Origin of the sequence: Micromonospora sp. NPDC051141 (assembly GCF_044455765.1) — a bacterium.
Classification (GTDB): Bacteria; Actinomycetota; Actinomycetes; order Mycobacteriales; family Micromonosporaceae; genus Micromonospora.
Window position 1 is genome coordinate 115,670 of sequence record NZ_JBITFD010000002.1, and the last position, 15,687, is coordinate 131,356.

Genomic DNA, 15,687 nt, shown 5'->3' on the forward strand with positions numbered 1-15,687 from the left:
GAGGATCGGCGGATGGATCTCCATACTGCGGATCGGCGGCTCCAGGCCGCCCAGCGCGCCGGTGATGTCGAGGCCCTCGACGCGCTCCTGCACCCCCGGCTCGTGGCCGCCGGGCCGGACGGCACGGTCTTCACGAAGGAGGACGACCTGGAGAGCTACCGCACGGGGGCCCTGCGCATCACCAACCTGGTGGAGGAGTCGCTCGACGTCCAGGAAGACGCTGAGACGGGGGTGACCCGCACGGTCGCCGCGGTGGATGCCGTTCAGGGCGGTGCCGTCGTGTCCGCGCGGTTGCGCTACACCCGACTGTGGGTGCGTGCGGACGGCGACTGGCGGGTGCTGGCCGCCACCTTCGTCCCCGTCTAGCACCTCGGCGCCGCGGGCTGTGCCGTCGGTCTGGCCCGGTGCAGGATCCGGGCCAGCTCGGCCGGTCGGCTGAGCATCGGCCAGTGCCACGTCGGCAGTTCCGCGTACCGCCACGAGTCGCCGCCCATGTGCCGGCACAGTGGCACGGTGGCGGCCATCCCGCGGGCCTGCTCGACGGTGAAGCTGGACAGCACGCCGAGGCGGGGCAGCTTCTCCCACGCCCCGGTGAGCCGCACCGGGCTGGTGGCGGTCGCCCACGGTTGCGCCACCGACCGCTCACCGAGCAGCGCGACGACCGATTCATCCACATCTGCTGCTCCCGCCGCCAGGTCGGCCCAGGGCGGGGGAGGCAGCCGCCAGCCGTCGCCGTGTTCGGCCACCACCGCCGCGTTGCGTTCACGCTCCCGGGGTGGGCTGAAGTCGTCGTTCGTCGCCCCGTCGGGCAGCGGGCCGGTGTCGACGAAGACCAGTTGGGCTATCCGATCGGTCATGCGGTCGGCGGCGGCGGTCGTCACCACCGCGCCGGCGTAGCTGTGCCCGACGAGGACCACGTCGTGCAGGTCCTCGTAGTGCAGCAGGTTGACCACGTCGGTGACGTGGACGTCGAGGTCGGTGTCCGGGCGGGCCAGGTGGGCGCGCTCGCCCATGCCGGTCAGGCTCAGCGGGTACACCTCGTGACCGTGCCCACGCAGCGCGGCGGTGACCGGGCGCCAGGCCCACGCGCCGAGCCAGAACCCGGGAATCAGTACGAAGGTCGTCATGCGGTGCACGCTACGATCAATACCGGACAGGTTCCGCCCGGAAAGGAGTCAGATTCTTGGCCCGGCCCACCGCGCGTGTCCTGGCGATGCTGGAGATCCTCCAGGCCGGCGGCGGCTTCACCGTCGCCGACCTGGCCGGTCGGCTGGGCGTCGACGAGCGCACGGTCCGCCGCTACGCTGCGCACCTCGCCGACCTCGGCATCCCGGTAGAGGCCCGGCGCGGTCGCTACGGCGGGTACCGGCTCGCGCCCGGATACAAGCTGCCGCCACTCATGCTCACCGACGAGGAGGCGGTCGCCGTCATGCTCGGGCTCGTCGCCGCGACCCGGGCGGGGCTGGTCACCGCCGAAGGCACGGCCGCCGCGAGCGCGACCGCGAAGATTCGCCGGGTACTGCCGGCCGTCCTCGCCCGGCGGATCGACTCGCTGCTGGACACCGTGGACTTCACCGCACCGGTCCGGAAGCCCGCCCCGCCCGGCATCGAGGTGCTGCTGGTGCTCGCCGAAGCGGCCCGCCATCAGCAACCGGTGAGCATCACCTACACCACCTGGCGCGGCCGGGCCGGCGAGCGGCGGCTCGACCCGTACGGGCTGGTCTTCCACGCCGGCCGGTGGTACGTCACCGGCCACGACCACGACCGCCGGGCCGTACGCACGTTCCGGCTCGACCGCATCGGGACGGCCCGCCCCACCCCGGGCCGGTTCGACATCCCGGCCGGCTTCGACCCCACCACGCGGGTACTTGCCGGCCTGGCGGCCGTGCCGTACGCGCACGACCTGTCGGTGGTGCTGCACACCAGCCTGGAGCAGGCGCAGCGACGGATCCCACCGTCGGTCGGCACGCTGACCGAGGTGCCCGACGGCGTACGCCTCACCGCCCGGGTCGAACGGCTCGACGGTGCGGCACAGATGCTCGCCGGGCTCGGCTGGTCCTTCACGATCGACCGGCCGGACACACTCAGGGACGAGGTGCGGGCGCTGGCCGCCCGACTGCTCACCGACGCCGACGCCGGAGGGAAGGCAGCAGCCGGTCCCGCCGGAGACGACCCCGTGGTGCGGTGATCAGCAGCCGGCCCGGCGCAGCCGCTGCTCCGCCTGGGCCCGACTCCGGCCCGAACAGCCGACCACGCGTACCGCCATGGTTGGTCACTGCGGTCCGAGCCGCCGGTGTGGACGCCGGGCGCGGAGGAACGCCGTGGCCATCGTGCGCCGGGTGGGTGTGCCGGCCGCGACCAAAGCGTTCATGTACGTGTCGAGGCGTGCGCGTTCGTCGTCGGTCAGGGCGGCGGCGATCGCTTCGCCGTACGTGGGGACCAGGGGGTTGGGCGCCACGCGCTTGAGTGCCTCCCAGTCCTCGATCGGGTCGGCGGGCACGTCGACCCGGGCGCGGTAGTCCAGCTCCACCGCCTCGAAGCCGGCGGCCGTCGCCCAGTCGACCAGGTCACGTTCGTCGAAGTCCATCATCGGTCGCGTGGCTTCCCCGCTCCGGTAGACGTCGGCGACCCTGGCGGCCAGGTCGTGCACGGGCGAGTTGCCGGTGCCGAACGGATCATCCGGCCGGAGCCGTTCCGCGAAGCGGTTGATGGGTTCGAACAGGGAGATCCGCCCACCCGGCCGCAGGACCCGGCGGAACTCCGCGAAGGCGGCGGCCTTGCGGTCGGAGTAGATGAGCACCGACCGGGTGGTCACGACGTCGACGGAGGCGTCAGCGACTGCGGTGAGGTCGTCGGCCGGCGCGACCACGAAGCTGCACCGCCCGTCGTCGCCGGCGGTACGCCGGCACTCGTCGAGCACATCGGGAGACACATCGGCGAAGATGACGTGACCGTCCGGGCCGAGTCGATCCAGCGCGCCGAACCCGATCAGCCCGGTCCCGCAGCCCACGTCGAGGACCACGTCGTCGACCGCCAGGGCGGCCCCGTCCAGGACGCCGTCACGGAACGCCGCCAGATCCCGCGCGTGGCGGGCGCGCAGCCCCGCGCTGTCGCCGTCCCGGCGGGTCAGGAGCCACTGTGCCCACTTGTCCGGCGCCACCGGGTCAGCGTAACCCTGCCGCTCGGCTCCGGGCCTGGACCGGGCCGTACCGCGAGGCCGCATCCGGCCTCGGTGGGGCTGCGACCGATGGACGATGTGGTGGCCGGCCGGGTCCACCAATCCGCGATCGTCCGGGCCTGCGGTGGCGTGCGGTCGACGAGTGCGAATACTGACGTCTCGCGGGCGGCGGCGAGACCCGGGCGACCAGCCTGCCCAGGTCGGATAGTGCGCTCGAACGTGCCGGCTCGATGAGGCGTAGCAGGTCGCGCTCCGGGGAATCCTGACGGCCATGGCGTCGTACTCGGTGAACAAGGCGGCCGTCGCCCGCGCTCGGCGGCTCATCGAAGCCCGGCAGTACGTTCTCGACAGCGACTGGGGCGCCGTGCAACCCCGGGCGAGCGACGAGAACGCCTATCTCGACGCGCACTCGTGGACCGAGTACGGCGAGTGGTTCCTCGCCCGCACGGACGGGGCGAGCGAGGAGACGAAGGGGCGCTACGCCTTCGCGTACGGCGACTTCCGCCGGGTCCACCGTTCCGGGCTCATCGCCTGCGTCTACCGCGCCGCCGAGTGGCGCCACAAGGACGTCGAGCTGGCGGCGCACGAGCTGCTGCAACTGCTCGACCGCACCGCCGGCTGACCGCCCTTCCCGACCTCGCCGCCGGCTGCGCCGTGTCCTGCGGGACAGCGGGCGGTTCGGGCCGTCACTACGGTGCGGAGGATGGACAGTTCCCAGCCGCCGGTGGTCGGCGTCGTGCACGAAGCGCCCGGTTCGACCGTACGACTGCGTCCGGTGGCCGAGGACGATCTGCCGATGCTGCGCCGGTTCGCGGTCGAACCCGGGCTGATCGGGCTCGACTGGGCCGGCTTCCGGGACGCGGGCGCCCCGGCCCGCCGGTTCGCCGAGGACGGCTATCTCGGCGAGCAGGTCGGCGGCCTGATCGTCCAGGTCGATCCCCCGGACGTCCCGGCGGGTTACCTCAGCTACCAGCAGCGCCAGGGCGGCGGGCGGGCGCCGTACTGGGAGATCGGCATCGTGCTGCTGCCCGAGTGGCGTGGCCGAGGGCTCGGCTGGCGGGCCCAGGCGCTGCTCTGCGACTACCTGTTCAGCCACACCCCGGCGCAGCGCATCCAGGCCGGCACCCATCCCGAGAACATCGCCGAGCAGCGGTCGCTGGAGAAGGCCGGCTTCCAGTTGGAGGGGGTCCTGCGGGCCTGCGAGTTCCGGGCCGGGGCCTGGCGGGACGGATGGCTCTACAGCCGGTTGCGCGACGACCCGGCACCGCTGTGACCGCATCACTCGGCGTCCCTCGGGTCGGGGCCGAGCCGGGCCAGAGCTGCGGCACCTGGACCATCGCTGGCATGGCACGCCGCTGACGCAACAGGGTCGGCAGAAGGTCAGCGAGGGCACCATCCAGCCGGTGCGCCTGGCCGGACGGACGTCCGGGGTGGACGGTGCGGTGTGGATCCGCCCACGGAGCCTCGCTACGTCGCTCGCGTGTTGTAGCGAGCGAGCGTCGCCTTGGATGTCGACGCGTCCCGGAAGACAAGCTCCCATGGACCGGTGTTGACGTCCATGTCCTTGCCGAAGCCGATCCACTTCCCGGACATCCGTCGGCCGGTGGGCTCGGCGATGAGTTGGATTGCCCCGTGGTATCGGGCGCCCCGGTAGTAGCCGGTGGGGTCGGTCTGCTCGACCCAGGTGCCGGTGACGACGGCACCGTCCACGCTCAGGTCCAGCGAGAGCGACGATGACGCCGAGCCGGGCAGGCTGCGCGCGGTGAGCCGGTCGCCGTGCTGGAGCAGCACCACGAAGTGTTGTCCGGCGAAGGAGTCTCCCCGCCCGCTGGAGTAGAACTGGTAGCGGCTGAGCCACACGCCTTCGTATGACTGGTGGGCCGTGGTGGGCTTGGCCGCCGGTGTCGGCGTGGCCAGGCTGGACACGGGCGAGGTCAGGTCGTGGCCGCCGTGTTCGTCGTCGGTGACGTGCCCGTTGGGCGCTGCGGCGAAGCCCAGGAGCGAGATGGGTAGCCCGGTGACGACTTCCAGGGCGCGGGCGTAGACGGGGCGCGGTGCGGCGATCGCGCCGGACTCCCATCGCTGGACGAGTCTCTTGTTGGCGTCGTTGGGTTCGCCGACGCGGTGGCCGGCGGCCTGGAGGGCGCGGGCGAAGTCGTCCTGGCTCATCCGCATTCCGGTGCGGACGGCGCGCAACGCGGTGTTGGGGGCGGTCATGACCGCCACCCTAGCGGCATGTCGCCTCAATGTCGCCGATGATGTGGTCGATTTGCCGGTTCTTGTGCCGTCGCGGCAGGTGACAGCTCGACGGCACGGTGAATCTGCGACGGTCGCTGTGCCGCCGCTTTCACCTGGCGGAGGTGGGAATGCCGGGTAAAAGCGACGATTCGGCGGTGAGCCGGGGTGAGCAGATCCAGGCGGTCGAGCGGGAGGCGGCGAAGCGTCGGCTGCTGGCCGAGGCGGAGGCGGATCGCATCCCGGTGGAGGAGACCACCCGGGCCGTACCGGATCGGCGGTGGCGTCGTGGGCGGCGTTGAGCTGTTGCCGGTCGGGCGGGTGGCGTACTGGCGGGGTCGGCGGAAGCTGTCACAGCAGGTGTTCGCCGACCGGCTCGGCAAGTCGAAGAGTTGGGTCGACAAGGTCGAACGCGGCGTCCGGTCGCTGGACAAGCTGTCCACGCTCCAGGAGGTCGCCCGCGTGCTGCGCGTCGACACCGCCACCCTGCTCGGCCGGGACGTCGCACCGGCGGAGGCGACGCATCGCGGCGACGGCGTCGAGCGGATCAGAGCGGCGTTGTCGCGCTATGAGATCCCGTTGGGTCAGCCGGTGGGCCACCGTCCGGTGGTGCCGGTGGACCGGATGCTGCGCGATGTGGGGTACGCGTGGACGACGTTCCAGCACGCCCGCTACCCACAGTTGGTCGACCTCGTGCCGGGCTTGCTCACCCGTGCACAACGCACCCATGCCGAGGTCCCGGCGGCGGGTCGGGTGCCGCTCGTCGAGGCGTACCGGATCACCGCATCTCTGTTGCTCAAGCTCGGCGACGCCGAGCTGGCGTGGTTGGCGGTGGATCGGGCGATGCTCGCCGCCACCGGTGACCGGGAGCTGGTGGCCGCCGCGGCGGTGCAGCTCGGGCAGGTGTTACGCGCGCTCGGTCGGGTGCGGGAGTGCTCGTCCAGGCCGGCCTGGCGGCGGCGCAGGACGGGGACGAAGCCGTTGCCGGCGAACTGCTCGACGAGGCCGACGGCATGGCGCAGCGGGTCGGTGACGGGTGCGACCATCACCGCACCGGGTTCGGCCCCACCGCCGTCGAGCTGGCTCGCGCCGCCGCAGCCGTCGAAGCCGGGGAGGCCCGTGCGGCGGTCGTCCGACATGAGCGGGCCGTCGCGCGGCCCGGTTGGCGGTGGCTGTCCGCCGAGCACCGTGCCGCGCATCTGCTCGACGTCGCCCGTGCCTACCTGCATGCCGGCGATGCCGGCAACGCGGCTCGCATGGTGACCGAGGCCGGGCGCACCGCACCGGCCGAGATCACGCACCGGCCCGTCGCCCGGGACATCATCGCCGAGATCGCCCGCGACCCCCGCGCCCCGACCACGATCGTGAAGCCAGGGAGGGTCAGCGGCGGTGCTTGGTCATCCCGGCCATGACCCCACCCATGACGCGGACGCGGGCCCGGCGCGGCAGCGGGGCGAGGCTGTCCTTGAGGATGCGGGAGAGCAGCCCGGGGAAGACGGTGGGCCGGCGACCGAGTGCGTCGAGTGACCGCTGCGCGACGTCCTCGGGGGTCAACGTCCTGCCCATGCGCATGCCGGCGGTGTCGGCGAAGCCGCTGGCGACCGGGCCCGGCGCGGCGGCGAGCACGTCGACCCCGTGCGGTCTGAGTTCGGCGTGCAGCCCTTCCGCCAGCGTCTGGACGTATGCCTTGGTGGCGGCGTAGTTCGCCGCGTTGGGCGCGCCCTGGAAACTGACGATCGAGCTGAGCAGGATGATCCCACCGCGGCCCCGGTCCGCGAACCGTCGTCCGAACAACCAGCTCAGGGCCAGCGTCGCGGCGCAGTTGACCTGGAGCATCTCCAGTTCGCGGGGCAGTTCGGCGGCGACGAACGGGCCCGAGGTGCCGAAGCCGGCGGCGGCGACGCAGAGACCGATGTCGGCGCCGGCGGTCGCGGCGGCGAGCGCGTCGAGGCTCTCCGGCCGGGCCAGGTCCAGCGGCAGCACCTGCGCGTCGATGCCGTGCCGCGCGGTGAGGTCGGCGGCCAGCTCCCGCAGCTCGGCCTCGCGGCGGGCCACCAGCACCAGATCGAGACCGCGTTCGGCGAGGCGGTGGGCGATCTCCCGGCCGATGCCGGAGGAGGCGCCGGTGACCAGGGCGGTGGGACCGTACCGTTCGAGGAACCGCTGGTGGGCGCGGCTGCGGGAGGCGGCGGGGGTGGAGTGAGTGTCGGATGTGGTCATGGCGGAGGTCGCCCTTCCGGCAGAGGTGGCTCGCCGGATGCCGGGCACCGAGCGAGTAGCATCACGCGACTCACGGTAGGAGCGGTGAGTCGCTTCACGCAACTCACTGGGTGTAGGGTTGGCCGCCTCATGCTGGGCCAGGATTACGCGCATCAGACCTGCTCGCTCGCCCGCAGCCTGGAGGTGGTCGGCGAGCGCTGGACCATGCTCATCCTCCGGGACGTCCTGGTCGGCCGGTGCCGCTTCGACGAACTCGTCGCCAGCCTCGGGGTCACCCGGACCGTGCTCACCCAGCGGCTCCGCCTCCTCGTCGCCGAGGGCGTCCTGGAACGCCGCGCCTACCAGCAGCGACCCGAGCGTTTCGAGTACCACCTCACCGCCAAGGGCCGGGAGTTGACGCCGGTCGTCGCCCAGCTCATGTGGTGGGGTGACCGCCACTATCCCGAGCCGGCCGGTCCGCCCCGGCTGCTGGTGCACGACGGCTGCGGAGGGCCGGTACGCGCCGCCTACCGCTGCGGCGCCTGCCACGCCGAACTCCACCCCGATCAGGTGGTCACCCGGCCCGGCCCGGGTGCGCCCGCGACCGACGCGGATCACCCGGACTGACCCGGCGAGGCGACACGGAGGGGCCCTCGGGCCGCCGCGCGTGCGGGACACTGGCGGAAGCCGACTGCCGATAGTGTTCTCAGTCACACTGTCCGCATGTCCGGAAGGGTTGTGCCATGAGCTGTGGTCGTCGGCGGCTGTCGCGAACCGCCGCCGCGCTGTTCCTCCTCGCCGGGGTGGCTGTCCCCGCCGGTCCCGCCGCGGCGGCGAAGAAGGGTCCGGACCTCGCGGTCGACGCGTCCGGGACGAGGATCGCGCGGGGGGTCGAGAAGAAGGTCGTCCACCTGAAGATCAGCAACCGGGGGGACGAGACCCCGAGCAGTGTCGTCGTCAGAGTCCGCCAGCCGCCGGAGGGCCTTCCGGAGCCCCTGCCGGTCGCCCTGATCTGGCATTCGGGCGGGGTGGGCGAGTGCGACGGTGATTTCGGGGGGTTCTACTGCGAACTGGTGCCGGAGTTGATCCCGGGGCCGGGCGAGACCGTCGACGTTCCCGTCGACGCCAGGGTCTTCGGGGCGGCGGGGCCCTACCGGGGCAGGTTCGAAGTCACGGTCACCATCCGGCCGGAGCAGGACGCGAATCCGGCCGACAACACCAGATGGTTCCCGCTGGAGCTGGTCGACCAGCCCAGCGCCGACCTCTCGGTGGTCGCCCGGGACGTGAAGCAGTCCGTACGGATCGGCGCCGGCGGCACGCCCGAGCCTACCGGCACGCTGAACCGCGGTGAGACGGGCGCGGTGTGGCAGACCATCGCCAACCAGGGCCGGAAGGCCGTCAGCGGAGTGCGCGTCACGCTGCGCCTGCCCCAGGGGGTCACCTTCACCAGGCCGCCGACCCAGTGCGCGCTCGCCGACGCCCGGCGTTCAGCGGTCTGCACCTACCCGGGTCTCACCCTCGTGCCGGCCGTCGAGGACACCGATCCGAACGACACGGTCTACTCGGCGGTCGAGCTGTACAACCTGGTGACGACCTCGGCATCGGCCACCGCGCCGGCGACGCTGCCGGGCGGAACCGTGCGGGTGGAGGGCCTCGCCGAGCGGCCGACGGACGACCGTGCCAAGGCCGCGCAGGCCGAACTGCCCGCGAACGCCGTCGCCGCCCGGGTGGCCGACGTGGACCGCAGCGACAACCAGGACGGGTTCGCCGTGGTGCTCGCCGCGAAGAGCGGCGGTGACGGTGACGGCGGTGGTGGTGACGGCGGCGATGGTGACAGCGGCGGTGGTGGCGTCGGCGGCGGTGACGGCGGGTTGCCCGTCACCGGGCCGCAGGCCGGACTGATCGGTGGCATCGGCGTCGTGGCGCTGGCGGCCGGAGGCGTGTTGTTCCTCGCGGCCCGGCGTCGCCGGCCGACCCTGGTCCTGCCCGACGACGAGCGACCAACGGCCTGATCTTCGGCGGGCATGCCGCGGGGCACCGTACGGAACCGGTGGGGTGGCGCCGGTTCCGTACGGTGCGGGCACCATCTCAGAGAGGACACCGCCCGCCGATGCGCCGGACCCTGCCGATCGTCGTCGCCCTCACCCTGCTCGGATTCGCCACCGGGTGTGCCGACGACTCCGGCCCCGTCTCCACCGCCACCACCACCGTCACCGCGCCTGCCGCAGCCCCGGCCGACGAGGTGACGCCGGACGCCACCTCGTCCGCGCCGACCGCCGACAGTTCCACGTCGGCCGCGTCCGCGCCGGCGAAGCCGGCGAGCGACCCGCAACCGGCCCCGCCGAAGGCCGTCCCGGCGCTGACCTGCGGTCAGCTCGCCGGCGCCGACCTGGGCAGCCCGAAGGCGCCGTTCTACGATCACACCGACCACATTCCGCTGCTCGACGGCATCTGGAACGGTGAGGACGGCACCGGCGTCGCACTCCAGAAGCCCTGTGCGATCGGTGACCTGGACGGCGACAAGGCCGCCGACGCCGCCCGCGCGGTGGTGGTGCGCACCGGCGGGACCGGCCAGTTCTGGAGCGTCGTGTTCTGGCACAACGCGGCCGGGAAGCCTGCCTACCGGACGGTGGTCGACCTCGGCGACCGGACCCCGGTCACCTCGATCGGGATCACCGGGCAGAAGGCCACAGTGGTCTGGCTGACCCGGTCCGACGACGCGTCCATGGCCGAGCTGAACACGAGACGGACCACCGTCTACCGACTCTCCGGCGTCACGGTCACCGAGCTGAGCCACACCGACGCCCCGTACACCCCCTGAGCCGTGCCGTCCGGGTGGGACCGGCCTGCGGGCCCGGTCCCACCCGGGCGCCGGTCACGCAGACCTGATCGAGCGTTCACGAACAGTTGTAGTATCGACGTCCGTCCACTCTTTCTAGGAGGCGTGTGTGACGACGTATGCGCGTTCGCTGATGGCGACGACGATGCTCGGCCTTTCCGTCCTGGCCGCGCCGGCCCCTGCCGGCGCGACCGCCCGGGCCGACCTGAGCGCCCAGGCCACGGCTTCCGGCTGTACGACGTGGGTGGAGTGGGTGCAGGAGGGCAGCAACAGCTACTACTACGGCCGGGGCAACGTGCAGTGCGCCAGTGGTCGATACAAGGTCAAGCTCCAGTGCCGCAACCTCCAGACCGGGGTGGGATACGTCGTCTACGGCGGGTACGCGGTGAACGCGCCCGGCACCGCCACCACGACCTGCTACAGCGGCAACGTCGCCGAGGGCGTGTACCCCGTCGACGATCCACTGGCGACGACCGGCGTCACCGGCTGCGTCTCCTGGGCCGAGTGGGTCCACGAGGGCAGCAACCACTACTACGGGCGCGGCACCGCCCAGTGCGACACCGGCGTCTACCGGGTCCAGATCCAGTGCCGCAACGCGCAGACCGGCCAGCGGTACGTCGTCTACGGCCCGACGAAGACCGCCCCCGCCATCTCCACGACGACCTGCTACCAGGGCAACGTCGCCGACGCCGTGGCCGGCGTGCCGGCGTGAGGAAGGGACGCCCGGTCAACCCGCCGTGGCCGGTTTGTACGCGATGATCAGCTCCCAGGTGCCGGGCAGCACCGCCGTTCGCACGAAGCCGATCTCGGCGAGCAGCGTGGTGTAGAAGTCCGTCTCGCGGAGCCGGCTGACGCAGGTGTCCACACCGATGAGGAAGTAGCTCCAGAAGAACTGCATGGCCAGGCGGTCCGGGGTGCGGAACTCCTCGCTGATGACGATCAGCCCGCCCGGCTCCAGGGCGGCGTACGCCTGCTCCAGCAGGCGGCGGGCGACGTCGTCGGGCCAGTCGTGCAGGACGCGCACGAAGGACAGCGCGTCGTAGCCGGGCGGCAGCGGTTCGGCCAGGAAGTCGCCGCCGACGAAACCGAGCCGGTCCGGGTGGCCGCGGGCGACGCGGGTGGCCGCGACGAGGGGCGCCACGGCGGGCAGGTTGTAGACGTCGGCCCGCAGGTGGGGCGCGCTGTCCAGGATGTGCGCGGCGAGCGTGCCGTCGCCGCCGCCGACGTCCAGCAGGCGGCGGCGGTCCGACCAGAGCGCGTCGGCGTGCCGCCCGACGCTCTCGAGCACCGGGCCGAGCCCGACGGCCATGCTGCGCTCGAACTCGGCGGTCTGGGCGTCGGTCCGGGGCGGCCAGGCGAAGTCGTCGTCGCCGATGCTGACCTCGCCGCGCAGGCTCTCGGTGAGCCGGCCGTGCAGCAGCCGCCACGGGTAACGGTCGCGGTCCCGTTCGACCGCGTCCGGACCGACCACCGCGGCGACCGTGTCCCGCAACCCGGGCAGGACCCGGTAGGTGGTGTCGCCGATGTCGTCGCCGGACGCCTCCCGGGTCAGCAGGCCGAGACTCTCCAGACAGTCGAGGAACTTGTACAGCCGCAACGGGCGCATCCGGAACTGCGTGGCGAGCGCGTCGAGGCGGGCCGGGCCGGGCTCCAACGCGTCGAGCAGCCCGGTGTCGAACGCGGTGGTCAGCACGTCCATGGCCTTCGGGCCGTTCGCGAGCAGGCTCATCAGCGCCCGTGGGGAGAGGGCGACGGTCATCGGGGCAGCTCCTTCGTCAGCGCGTCCATGAACGCGTCGACCTCGTCGAGGGTGTTGTAGACGTGCGGTCCGATCCGCAGGTAGCCGCGCCAGCTACCGATCAGCCCCTGGGCGGCCAGCCGGCGCTTGACCGCCTCGCCGTCGGGGACGTCCAGGCAGACCACGCCGCCGCGACGCGCGGGCGAGGTGGGGCTGACCACGCGGATCCCGGCCGCCGCGGCCCGGTCCAGAACCCGCCCGGTGAGGACCAGCGAGTGCGCCCGGACGGCGTCGGCGCCGACGCCCGCCAGCAGGTCGAGGCCGACCTGCGAGATCAGGGCGGTGAGCGGGTACGGCGTGCCGCCGGCGAACCGCTGCGCGCCGGCCGCCCATCCGTCGGACGGCCGGAACGTCAACGCCCGGTCCCCGGCCTGCCAGCCGGTGGCCGCCGGTTCCAGCGTCGACGCCAGTTCCGGCCGGACGTAGAGGAAGGCGGTGCCGACACCGCAGAGCCACTTGTGCGCGCCGCCGAGCACGATGTCGACGCCGAGGGCGGTGACGTCCAGCGGCACCACCCCGACGGTCTGGAAGGCGTCGACGACGACGAGCGCGCCGACGTCGTGCGCGCGGTCGACCAGGCGGGCCAGGTCGACCGTGGCGCCGGAGGTGAAGCTGGCGTGCGACACGCACACCAGCAGCGTCCGTTCGTCGAGACGGGCCTCCAGGGCGTCCTGGTCGAGGTGGGGGCCGCCGTCGCCGACCACGTCGAGCCGGGCGCCGTAGCGGCGGAACGCCCGGAAGATGAACGGGACCGTCGGGTACTCCAGGTCGGTGGTGACGACCCGGTCGCGGGGCGGACGGTAGTCGAAGCAGGAGGCCACCCGGGCCAGCAGCGTGCTGAGGTTCCCGTCGGTGACCACGCTGCCCGGTGGCGCGCCGAGCAGGCGGGCCACCGAGTGGGCGTACCGGTCGAGGCCGACGTGCCAGCCCTGCCAGACGTCGTCGCGCCAGGTGCGCAGCGTCTCCCAGTAGTCGCGCAGCACGGTCTCCGCCCCGGCCGGCACCGCTCCGGTGGAGTTGCTGTTCAGGTACACACAGGTGCGCAGCACCGGGAACTCGGCCCGCAGCGCGGCGTGCGTGGCCGCGTCGAGGCACTGGGGCGGGCGGCCGGGTCCCGGCTCGTACGGGCTCATGCGCGCTGGCCTCCCACCGGTTCGAACGGGCCGGGCCGGCGGTCGACGGACGTGAACACCGGCACGTCCCGGACCGCCGCCAGGTAGGGCGTGCCCTCGGTGTAGCCGGTGCCGGAACGCGGCCCGAGCATCCGGGTGGCGATGCGGTGGTGGGTGCGCCGCCACCGGAGCAGGGCGGCGGCGAACTCCTCCATCCGCCGCGCCACCAGCCGCCGGTCCGGGCCGTCGAGTCGACCGTCGCGCACGACCGCGTGGTACGCCTCGTCGATCGTCGCCCGGCCGGCCCGGACCCGCGCCCGCACCTCCGGAACCGACAGGTACGCCACCGAGTCCAGCCGGCCCTGCAGCGGGGTCCGGCAGAGCGACTCCACCCGCTTGTAGGAGCGGGACTGGATGGCGCTGGCCCCCTCGGTGTACTGCCGGAACGTCCGGAACGACTCCGGCTGCATGGTCGCCAGCAGCGAGAACAACGGACCGGCGTCGTCGAGCAGGTCGCGGGCGTACGCCAGCCGGTCGGCGGCGGGGGCGGGCCGGAGGTCGGCGAGCGCGGCCACGGTGGCGGCGAGTTCGTCGACGAGTGCGGCGAACAGGCACTCGTAGGCCTGGAGCACCCGGATGAACAGGTACTCGTCGTGTGTCACGTGCACCGGCAGCATGCTCAACCGCAGCGACAGGTCCGACGGGGGATCGAGGGTGGCGGCGACGGTGTGCAGCGTGGCCGCGGCATCAGCCGGGGCGGTGTCGTCGGGCCACGTCGGGTGGCCGAGGCGCCGCAGCGCGGGAGCGGCGGCCCGGGTGCCGAGCCGGCAGCGCTTGGCCACCACCGTCCACGCGGGACGCCGGAGCGGGAACAGGTCGGTGGCGCCCCCGGCGGCGGTGACCTCGAACGCCACCGCGTCGGCGACCAGCCGGACGAACAGCCGGTCCCGGTCGCGCCGGGTGGTGGGGCCGTCGCTTCCGGTCGCGACCGGGTCGTCGTCGCCGGTCGGCAACCGCAGCAGACGCAGCGCCAGATAACTGCGGTAGTCGTATCGCCCGTCCCACTTGTCGAGCGTGGCGTCGAGGAAGTCGTCCAGGAGCCCGGGTGCCGCACCGCTCCCGGTCCACTCGGGGGCGGCGAGGCGTTGCCGCGCTCCGTCGAGCAGTTCGAGTAGTCGCGGGTCGACGAAGTGTTTGCCGACCCGGTGGAATTCTCGCAGCACCGCAGCGTAGGGAAAAGTGCGGGGGTCCGTCGTTCCGGACAACCAGTTGGACAATTCGCGCACGGGCAGCCCTTCGGGGTGAGGACGACTGTCACGCAGGCGCACCGGCGACCCTGCGTCGGACGCGGGCCGTCAGAGCGGGCCGGTCCCGGGGCTGCCACCGGGGGTGTGGAGTCGGGCCTGCCACAGGTCCGGGAAGAACCGGTGCTCGACGAGCCGGGCGAGCACCGTCGCCGAACTGTTCGGCGTGCCCGCCGGAGCATGACCCCCGACCCGCAACGCCACCTGGTAGTGCCGGAACCGCCACAACGCCACCCGCTCGTCCCACTCCACCATCGTCTCGGCGAGCCGGCAGGTCGGATCCGTGCGGTCTCCCGGTCGCAGGTCCACCGCGGTGGTCCCGTGCGCGGCAAGGTGGTCGGCGAAGGCGCGGTCGAGCTTCCGGCTGGCCGCCTGGACGTGCCGCCAGCCCGGCGACTCGGCGCCGGATCCGTTGCCCAGCGCGGGCTGCATCGCCTGGAAGTCCGCGGGGGAGAGGTGGTCCAGCATCTCCAACTGGTCGGTGACCAGGCGTACGGCGAGGGTGGCCCGGGCCAGCAGCGCCGCTGCCCCGGCCAGGTCGCCGCCGGCCACCCGTGCGGTCGTCTCGGTCACCTCGGCGGCGGCCAGCTTGAACCACAGCTCGCTGGACTGGTGCACCACCTGGAACAGCAACTCGTCGCGGTGAATGACCTCGTCCGGGTTCCGTTGCAGTCCGAGCAGCACGTCGGTGCGCATGTAGCGCGCGTAGTCGGTGGTGCCGGATCCGGGTAGGACGGGCGACTTGTCGCGCTTCAAGGATGGCCCTCCACTCGGCGTCGGCACGCCGGGAGTGGCGGTGCGGCGGAGCCATTATGCAATGACGAAAGACGATGCGCCAGCATTCGGTCAACTTCGATTCGGCTGCTTCGCTGACTGATGGCTCAGGCGGTTTTTACTCGAAATTGGTGGCCAGGGTGTTTCTTTTTCGTTAACCCGGTGAAGGGTGTGCGGGTGTGCGACCGGACGTCCGGGCGGGGCCACGGCGACGTACCGAACCCGCCACCGAGCCGCCGGCCCCTCAC

18 protein-coding genes are annotated in these 15,687 nt (G+C 72.7%); 10 read left to right on the forward strand and 8 right to left on the reverse strand.

Annotated features, from left to right (window positions below; translation table 11 throughout):
* The first annotated feature begins 12 nt into the window (after nt 1–12).
* Nucleotides 13–366, forward strand: a complete 354-nt coding sequence (locus tag ACIA6B_RS03025; protein WP_396770377.1) for a nuclear transport factor 2 family protein — start codon at nt 13–15, stop codon at nt 364–366.
* Here the strand turns inward: ACIA6B_RS03025 and ACIA6B_RS03030 are convergent.
* Entirely contained in the window at nt 363–1,127 is a 765-nt protein-coding gene (locus ACIA6B_RS03030) for an alpha/beta fold hydrolase (RefSeq protein WP_396770379.1), read from the reverse strand. The two genes, ACIA6B_RS03025 and ACIA6B_RS03030, sit on opposite strands and share 4 nt — an antisense overlap.
* Nucleotides 1,128–1,183: 56 nt before the next feature.
* Between ACIA6B_RS03030 and ACIA6B_RS03035 the strand changes: the two genes are divergently transcribed.
* Nucleotides 1,184–2,188 carry a helix-turn-helix transcriptional regulator gene (locus tag ACIA6B_RS03035; RefSeq protein ID WP_396770381.1) on the forward strand — a complete coding sequence of 335 codons (1,005 nt, stop codon included), beginning with the start codon at nt 1,184–1,186 and terminating at the stop codon, nt 2,186–2,188.
* Nucleotides 2,189–2,272: 84 nt separating this feature from the next.
* Here ACIA6B_RS03035 and ACIA6B_RS03040 read toward each other — a convergent pair whose 3' ends face one another.
* Complete coding sequence (locus ACIA6B_RS03040) at nt 2,273–3,160, reverse strand: class I SAM-dependent methyltransferase (protein WP_396770383.1); 888 nt, start codon at nt 3,158–3,160, stop codon at nt 2,273–2,275.
* A gap of 289 nt (nt 3,161–3,449) precedes the next feature.
* On the opposite strand from ACIA6B_RS03040, the gene ACIA6B_RS03045 reads away from it, so the two are divergent.
* Nucleotides 3,450–3,800, forward strand: a complete 351-nt coding sequence (locus ACIA6B_RS03045) for a hypothetical protein (protein ID WP_396770385.1) — start codon at nt 3,450–3,452, stop codon at nt 3,798–3,800.
* Between the two features lie 81 nt (nt 3,801–3,881).
* A complete protein-coding gene (locus ACIA6B_RS03050) occupies nt 3,882–4,451 on the forward strand; it encodes a GNAT family N-acetyltransferase (RefSeq protein ID WP_396770387.1) in 570 nt (189 codons plus the stop codon).
* Nucleotides 4,452–4,645: 194 nt separating this feature from the next.
* On the opposite strand, the gene ACIA6B_RS03055 is transcribed toward ACIA6B_RS03050, so the two are convergent.
* Nucleotides 4,646–5,404 carry a helix-turn-helix domain-containing protein gene (locus ACIA6B_RS03055; protein ID WP_396770389.1) on the reverse strand — a complete coding sequence of 253 codons (759 nt, stop codon included), beginning with the start codon at nt 5,402–5,404 and terminating at the stop codon, nt 4,646–4,648.
* 167 nt (nt 5,405–5,571) lie between these two features.
* Here ACIA6B_RS03055 and ACIA6B_RS03060 point away from each other — a divergent pair, with 167 nt between their 5' ends.
* A complete protein-coding gene (locus tag ACIA6B_RS03060) occupies nt 5,572–5,715 on the forward strand; it encodes a hypothetical protein (protein ID WP_396770391.1) in 144 nt (47 codons plus the stop codon).
* On the forward strand, nt 5,702–6,676 hold the full coding sequence (locus ACIA6B_RS03065; RefSeq protein WP_396770393.1) for a helix-turn-helix domain-containing protein: 975 nt from the start codon (nt 5,702–5,704) through the stop codon (nt 6,674–6,676). Before ACIA6B_RS03060 ends, ACIA6B_RS03065 begins: the two co-directional genes overlap by 14 nt.
* A 117-nt stretch (nt 6,677–6,793) precedes the next feature.
* Here ACIA6B_RS03065 and ACIA6B_RS03070 read toward each other — a convergent pair whose 3' ends face one another.
* Nucleotides 6,794–7,633: an SDR family NAD(P)-dependent oxidoreductase gene (locus tag ACIA6B_RS03070; protein WP_396770395.1), complete on the reverse strand. Its 840-nt coding sequence runs from the start codon at nt 7,631–7,633 to the stop codon at nt 6,794–6,796.
* 129 nt (nt 7,634–7,762) lie between these two features.
* Between ACIA6B_RS03070 and ACIA6B_RS03075 the strand changes: the two genes are divergently transcribed.
* The 4 genes from ACIA6B_RS03075 (at nt 7,763) to ACIA6B_RS03090 (ending at nt 11,163) form a co-directional block, all read left to right on the forward strand.
* Nucleotides 7,763–8,239 (forward strand): winged helix-turn-helix transcriptional regulator, encoded by a 477-nt coding sequence (locus ACIA6B_RS03075; protein WP_396770397.1) that lies wholly within the window; start codon nt 7,763–7,765, stop codon nt 8,237–8,239.
* A gap of 116 nt (nt 8,240–8,355) precedes the next feature.
* Nucleotides 8,356–9,624, forward strand: a complete 1,269-nt coding sequence (locus tag ACIA6B_RS03080) for a hypothetical protein (RefSeq protein ID WP_396770399.1) — start codon at nt 8,356–8,358, stop codon at nt 9,622–9,624.
* A gap of 98 nt (nt 9,625–9,722) precedes the next feature.
* Entirely contained in the window at nt 9,723–10,433 is a 711-nt protein-coding gene (locus ACIA6B_RS03085) for a hypothetical protein (protein WP_396770401.1), read from the forward strand.
* A 127-nt stretch (nt 10,434–10,560) separates the two neighbouring features.
* Nucleotides 10,561–11,163: a hypothetical protein gene (locus ACIA6B_RS03090; RefSeq protein ID WP_396770403.1), complete on the forward strand. Its 603-nt coding sequence runs from the start codon at nt 10,561–10,563 to the stop codon at nt 11,161–11,163.
* 15 nt (nt 11,164–11,178) lie between these two features.
* Here ACIA6B_RS03090 and ACIA6B_RS03095 read toward each other — a convergent pair whose 3' ends face one another.
* The 4 genes from ACIA6B_RS03095 to ACIA6B_RS03110 form a co-directional block, all read right to left on the reverse strand.
* Complete coding sequence (locus ACIA6B_RS03095; RefSeq protein WP_396770405.1) at nt 11,179–12,210, reverse strand: methyltransferase; 1,032 nt, start codon at nt 12,208–12,210, stop codon at nt 11,179–11,181.
* Nucleotides 12,207–13,382 carry an aminotransferase class V-fold PLP-dependent enzyme gene (locus ACIA6B_RS03100; RefSeq protein WP_396770407.1) on the reverse strand — a complete coding sequence of 392 codons (1,176 nt, stop codon included), beginning with the start codon at nt 13,380–13,382 and terminating at the stop codon, nt 12,207–12,209. The genes ACIA6B_RS03095 and ACIA6B_RS03100 overlap by 4 nt, the downstream gene beginning before the upstream one ends.
* Nucleotides 13,379–14,647, reverse strand: coding sequence for a tryptophan 2,3-dioxygenase family protein (locus tag ACIA6B_RS03105; RefSeq protein ID WP_396770409.1), 1,269 nt, complete (start codon nt 14,645–14,647; stop codon nt 13,379–13,381). Before ACIA6B_RS03105 ends, ACIA6B_RS03100 begins: the two co-directional genes overlap by 4 nt.
* A gap of 69 nt (nt 14,648–14,716) precedes the next feature.
* Nucleotides 14,717–15,421, reverse strand: a complete 705-nt coding sequence (locus tag ACIA6B_RS03110; RefSeq protein WP_396770411.1) for a tryptophan 2,3-dioxygenase family protein — start codon at nt 15,419–15,421, stop codon at nt 14,717–14,719.
* Nucleotides 15,422–15,687 lie beyond the last annotated feature (266 nt).

Excerpts from the sequence above, each read along its gene's own strand:
- ACIA6B_RS03070 (WP_396770395.1), bottom strand. The coding sequence starts at position 7,633 with ATGACCACATCCGACACTCACTCCACCCCCGCCGCCTCCCGCAGCCGC.
- ACIA6B_RS03030 (WP_396770379.1), bottom strand. The coding sequence starts at position 1,127 with ATGACGACCTTCGTACTGATTCCCGGGTTCTGGCTCGGCGCGTGGGCC.
- ACIA6B_RS03095 (WP_396770405.1), bottom strand. The coding sequence starts at position 12,210 with ATGACCGTCGCCCTCTCCCCACGGGCGCTGATGAGCCTGCTCGCGAAC.
- ACIA6B_RS03075 (WP_396770397.1), top strand. The coding sequence starts at position 7,763 with ATGCTGGGCCAGGATTACGCGCATCAGACCTGCTCGCTCGCCCGCAGC.
- ACIA6B_RS03050 (WP_396770387.1), top strand. The coding sequence starts at position 3,882 with ATGGACAGTTCCCAGCCGCCGGTGGTCGGCGTCGTGCACGAAGCGCCC.
- ACIA6B_RS03080 (WP_396770399.1), top strand. The coding sequence starts at position 8,356 with ATGAGCTGTGGTCGTCGGCGGCTGTCGCGAACCGCCGCCGCGCTGTTC.
- ACIA6B_RS03100 (WP_396770407.1), bottom strand. The coding sequence starts at position 13,382 with ATGAGCCCGTACGAGCCGGGACCCGGCCGCCCGCCCCAGTGCCTCGAC.
- ACIA6B_RS03045 (WP_396770385.1), top strand. The coding sequence starts at position 3,450 with ATGGCGTCGTACTCGGTGAACAAGGCGGCCGTCGCCCGCGCTCGGCGG.
- ACIA6B_RS03085 (WP_396770401.1), top strand. The coding sequence starts at position 9,723 with ATGCGCCGGACCCTGCCGATCGTCGTCGCCCTCACCCTGCTCGGATTC.
- ACIA6B_RS03025 (WP_396770377.1), top strand. The coding sequence starts at position 13 with ATGGATCTCCATACTGCGGATCGGCGGCTCCAGGCCGCCCAGCGCGCC.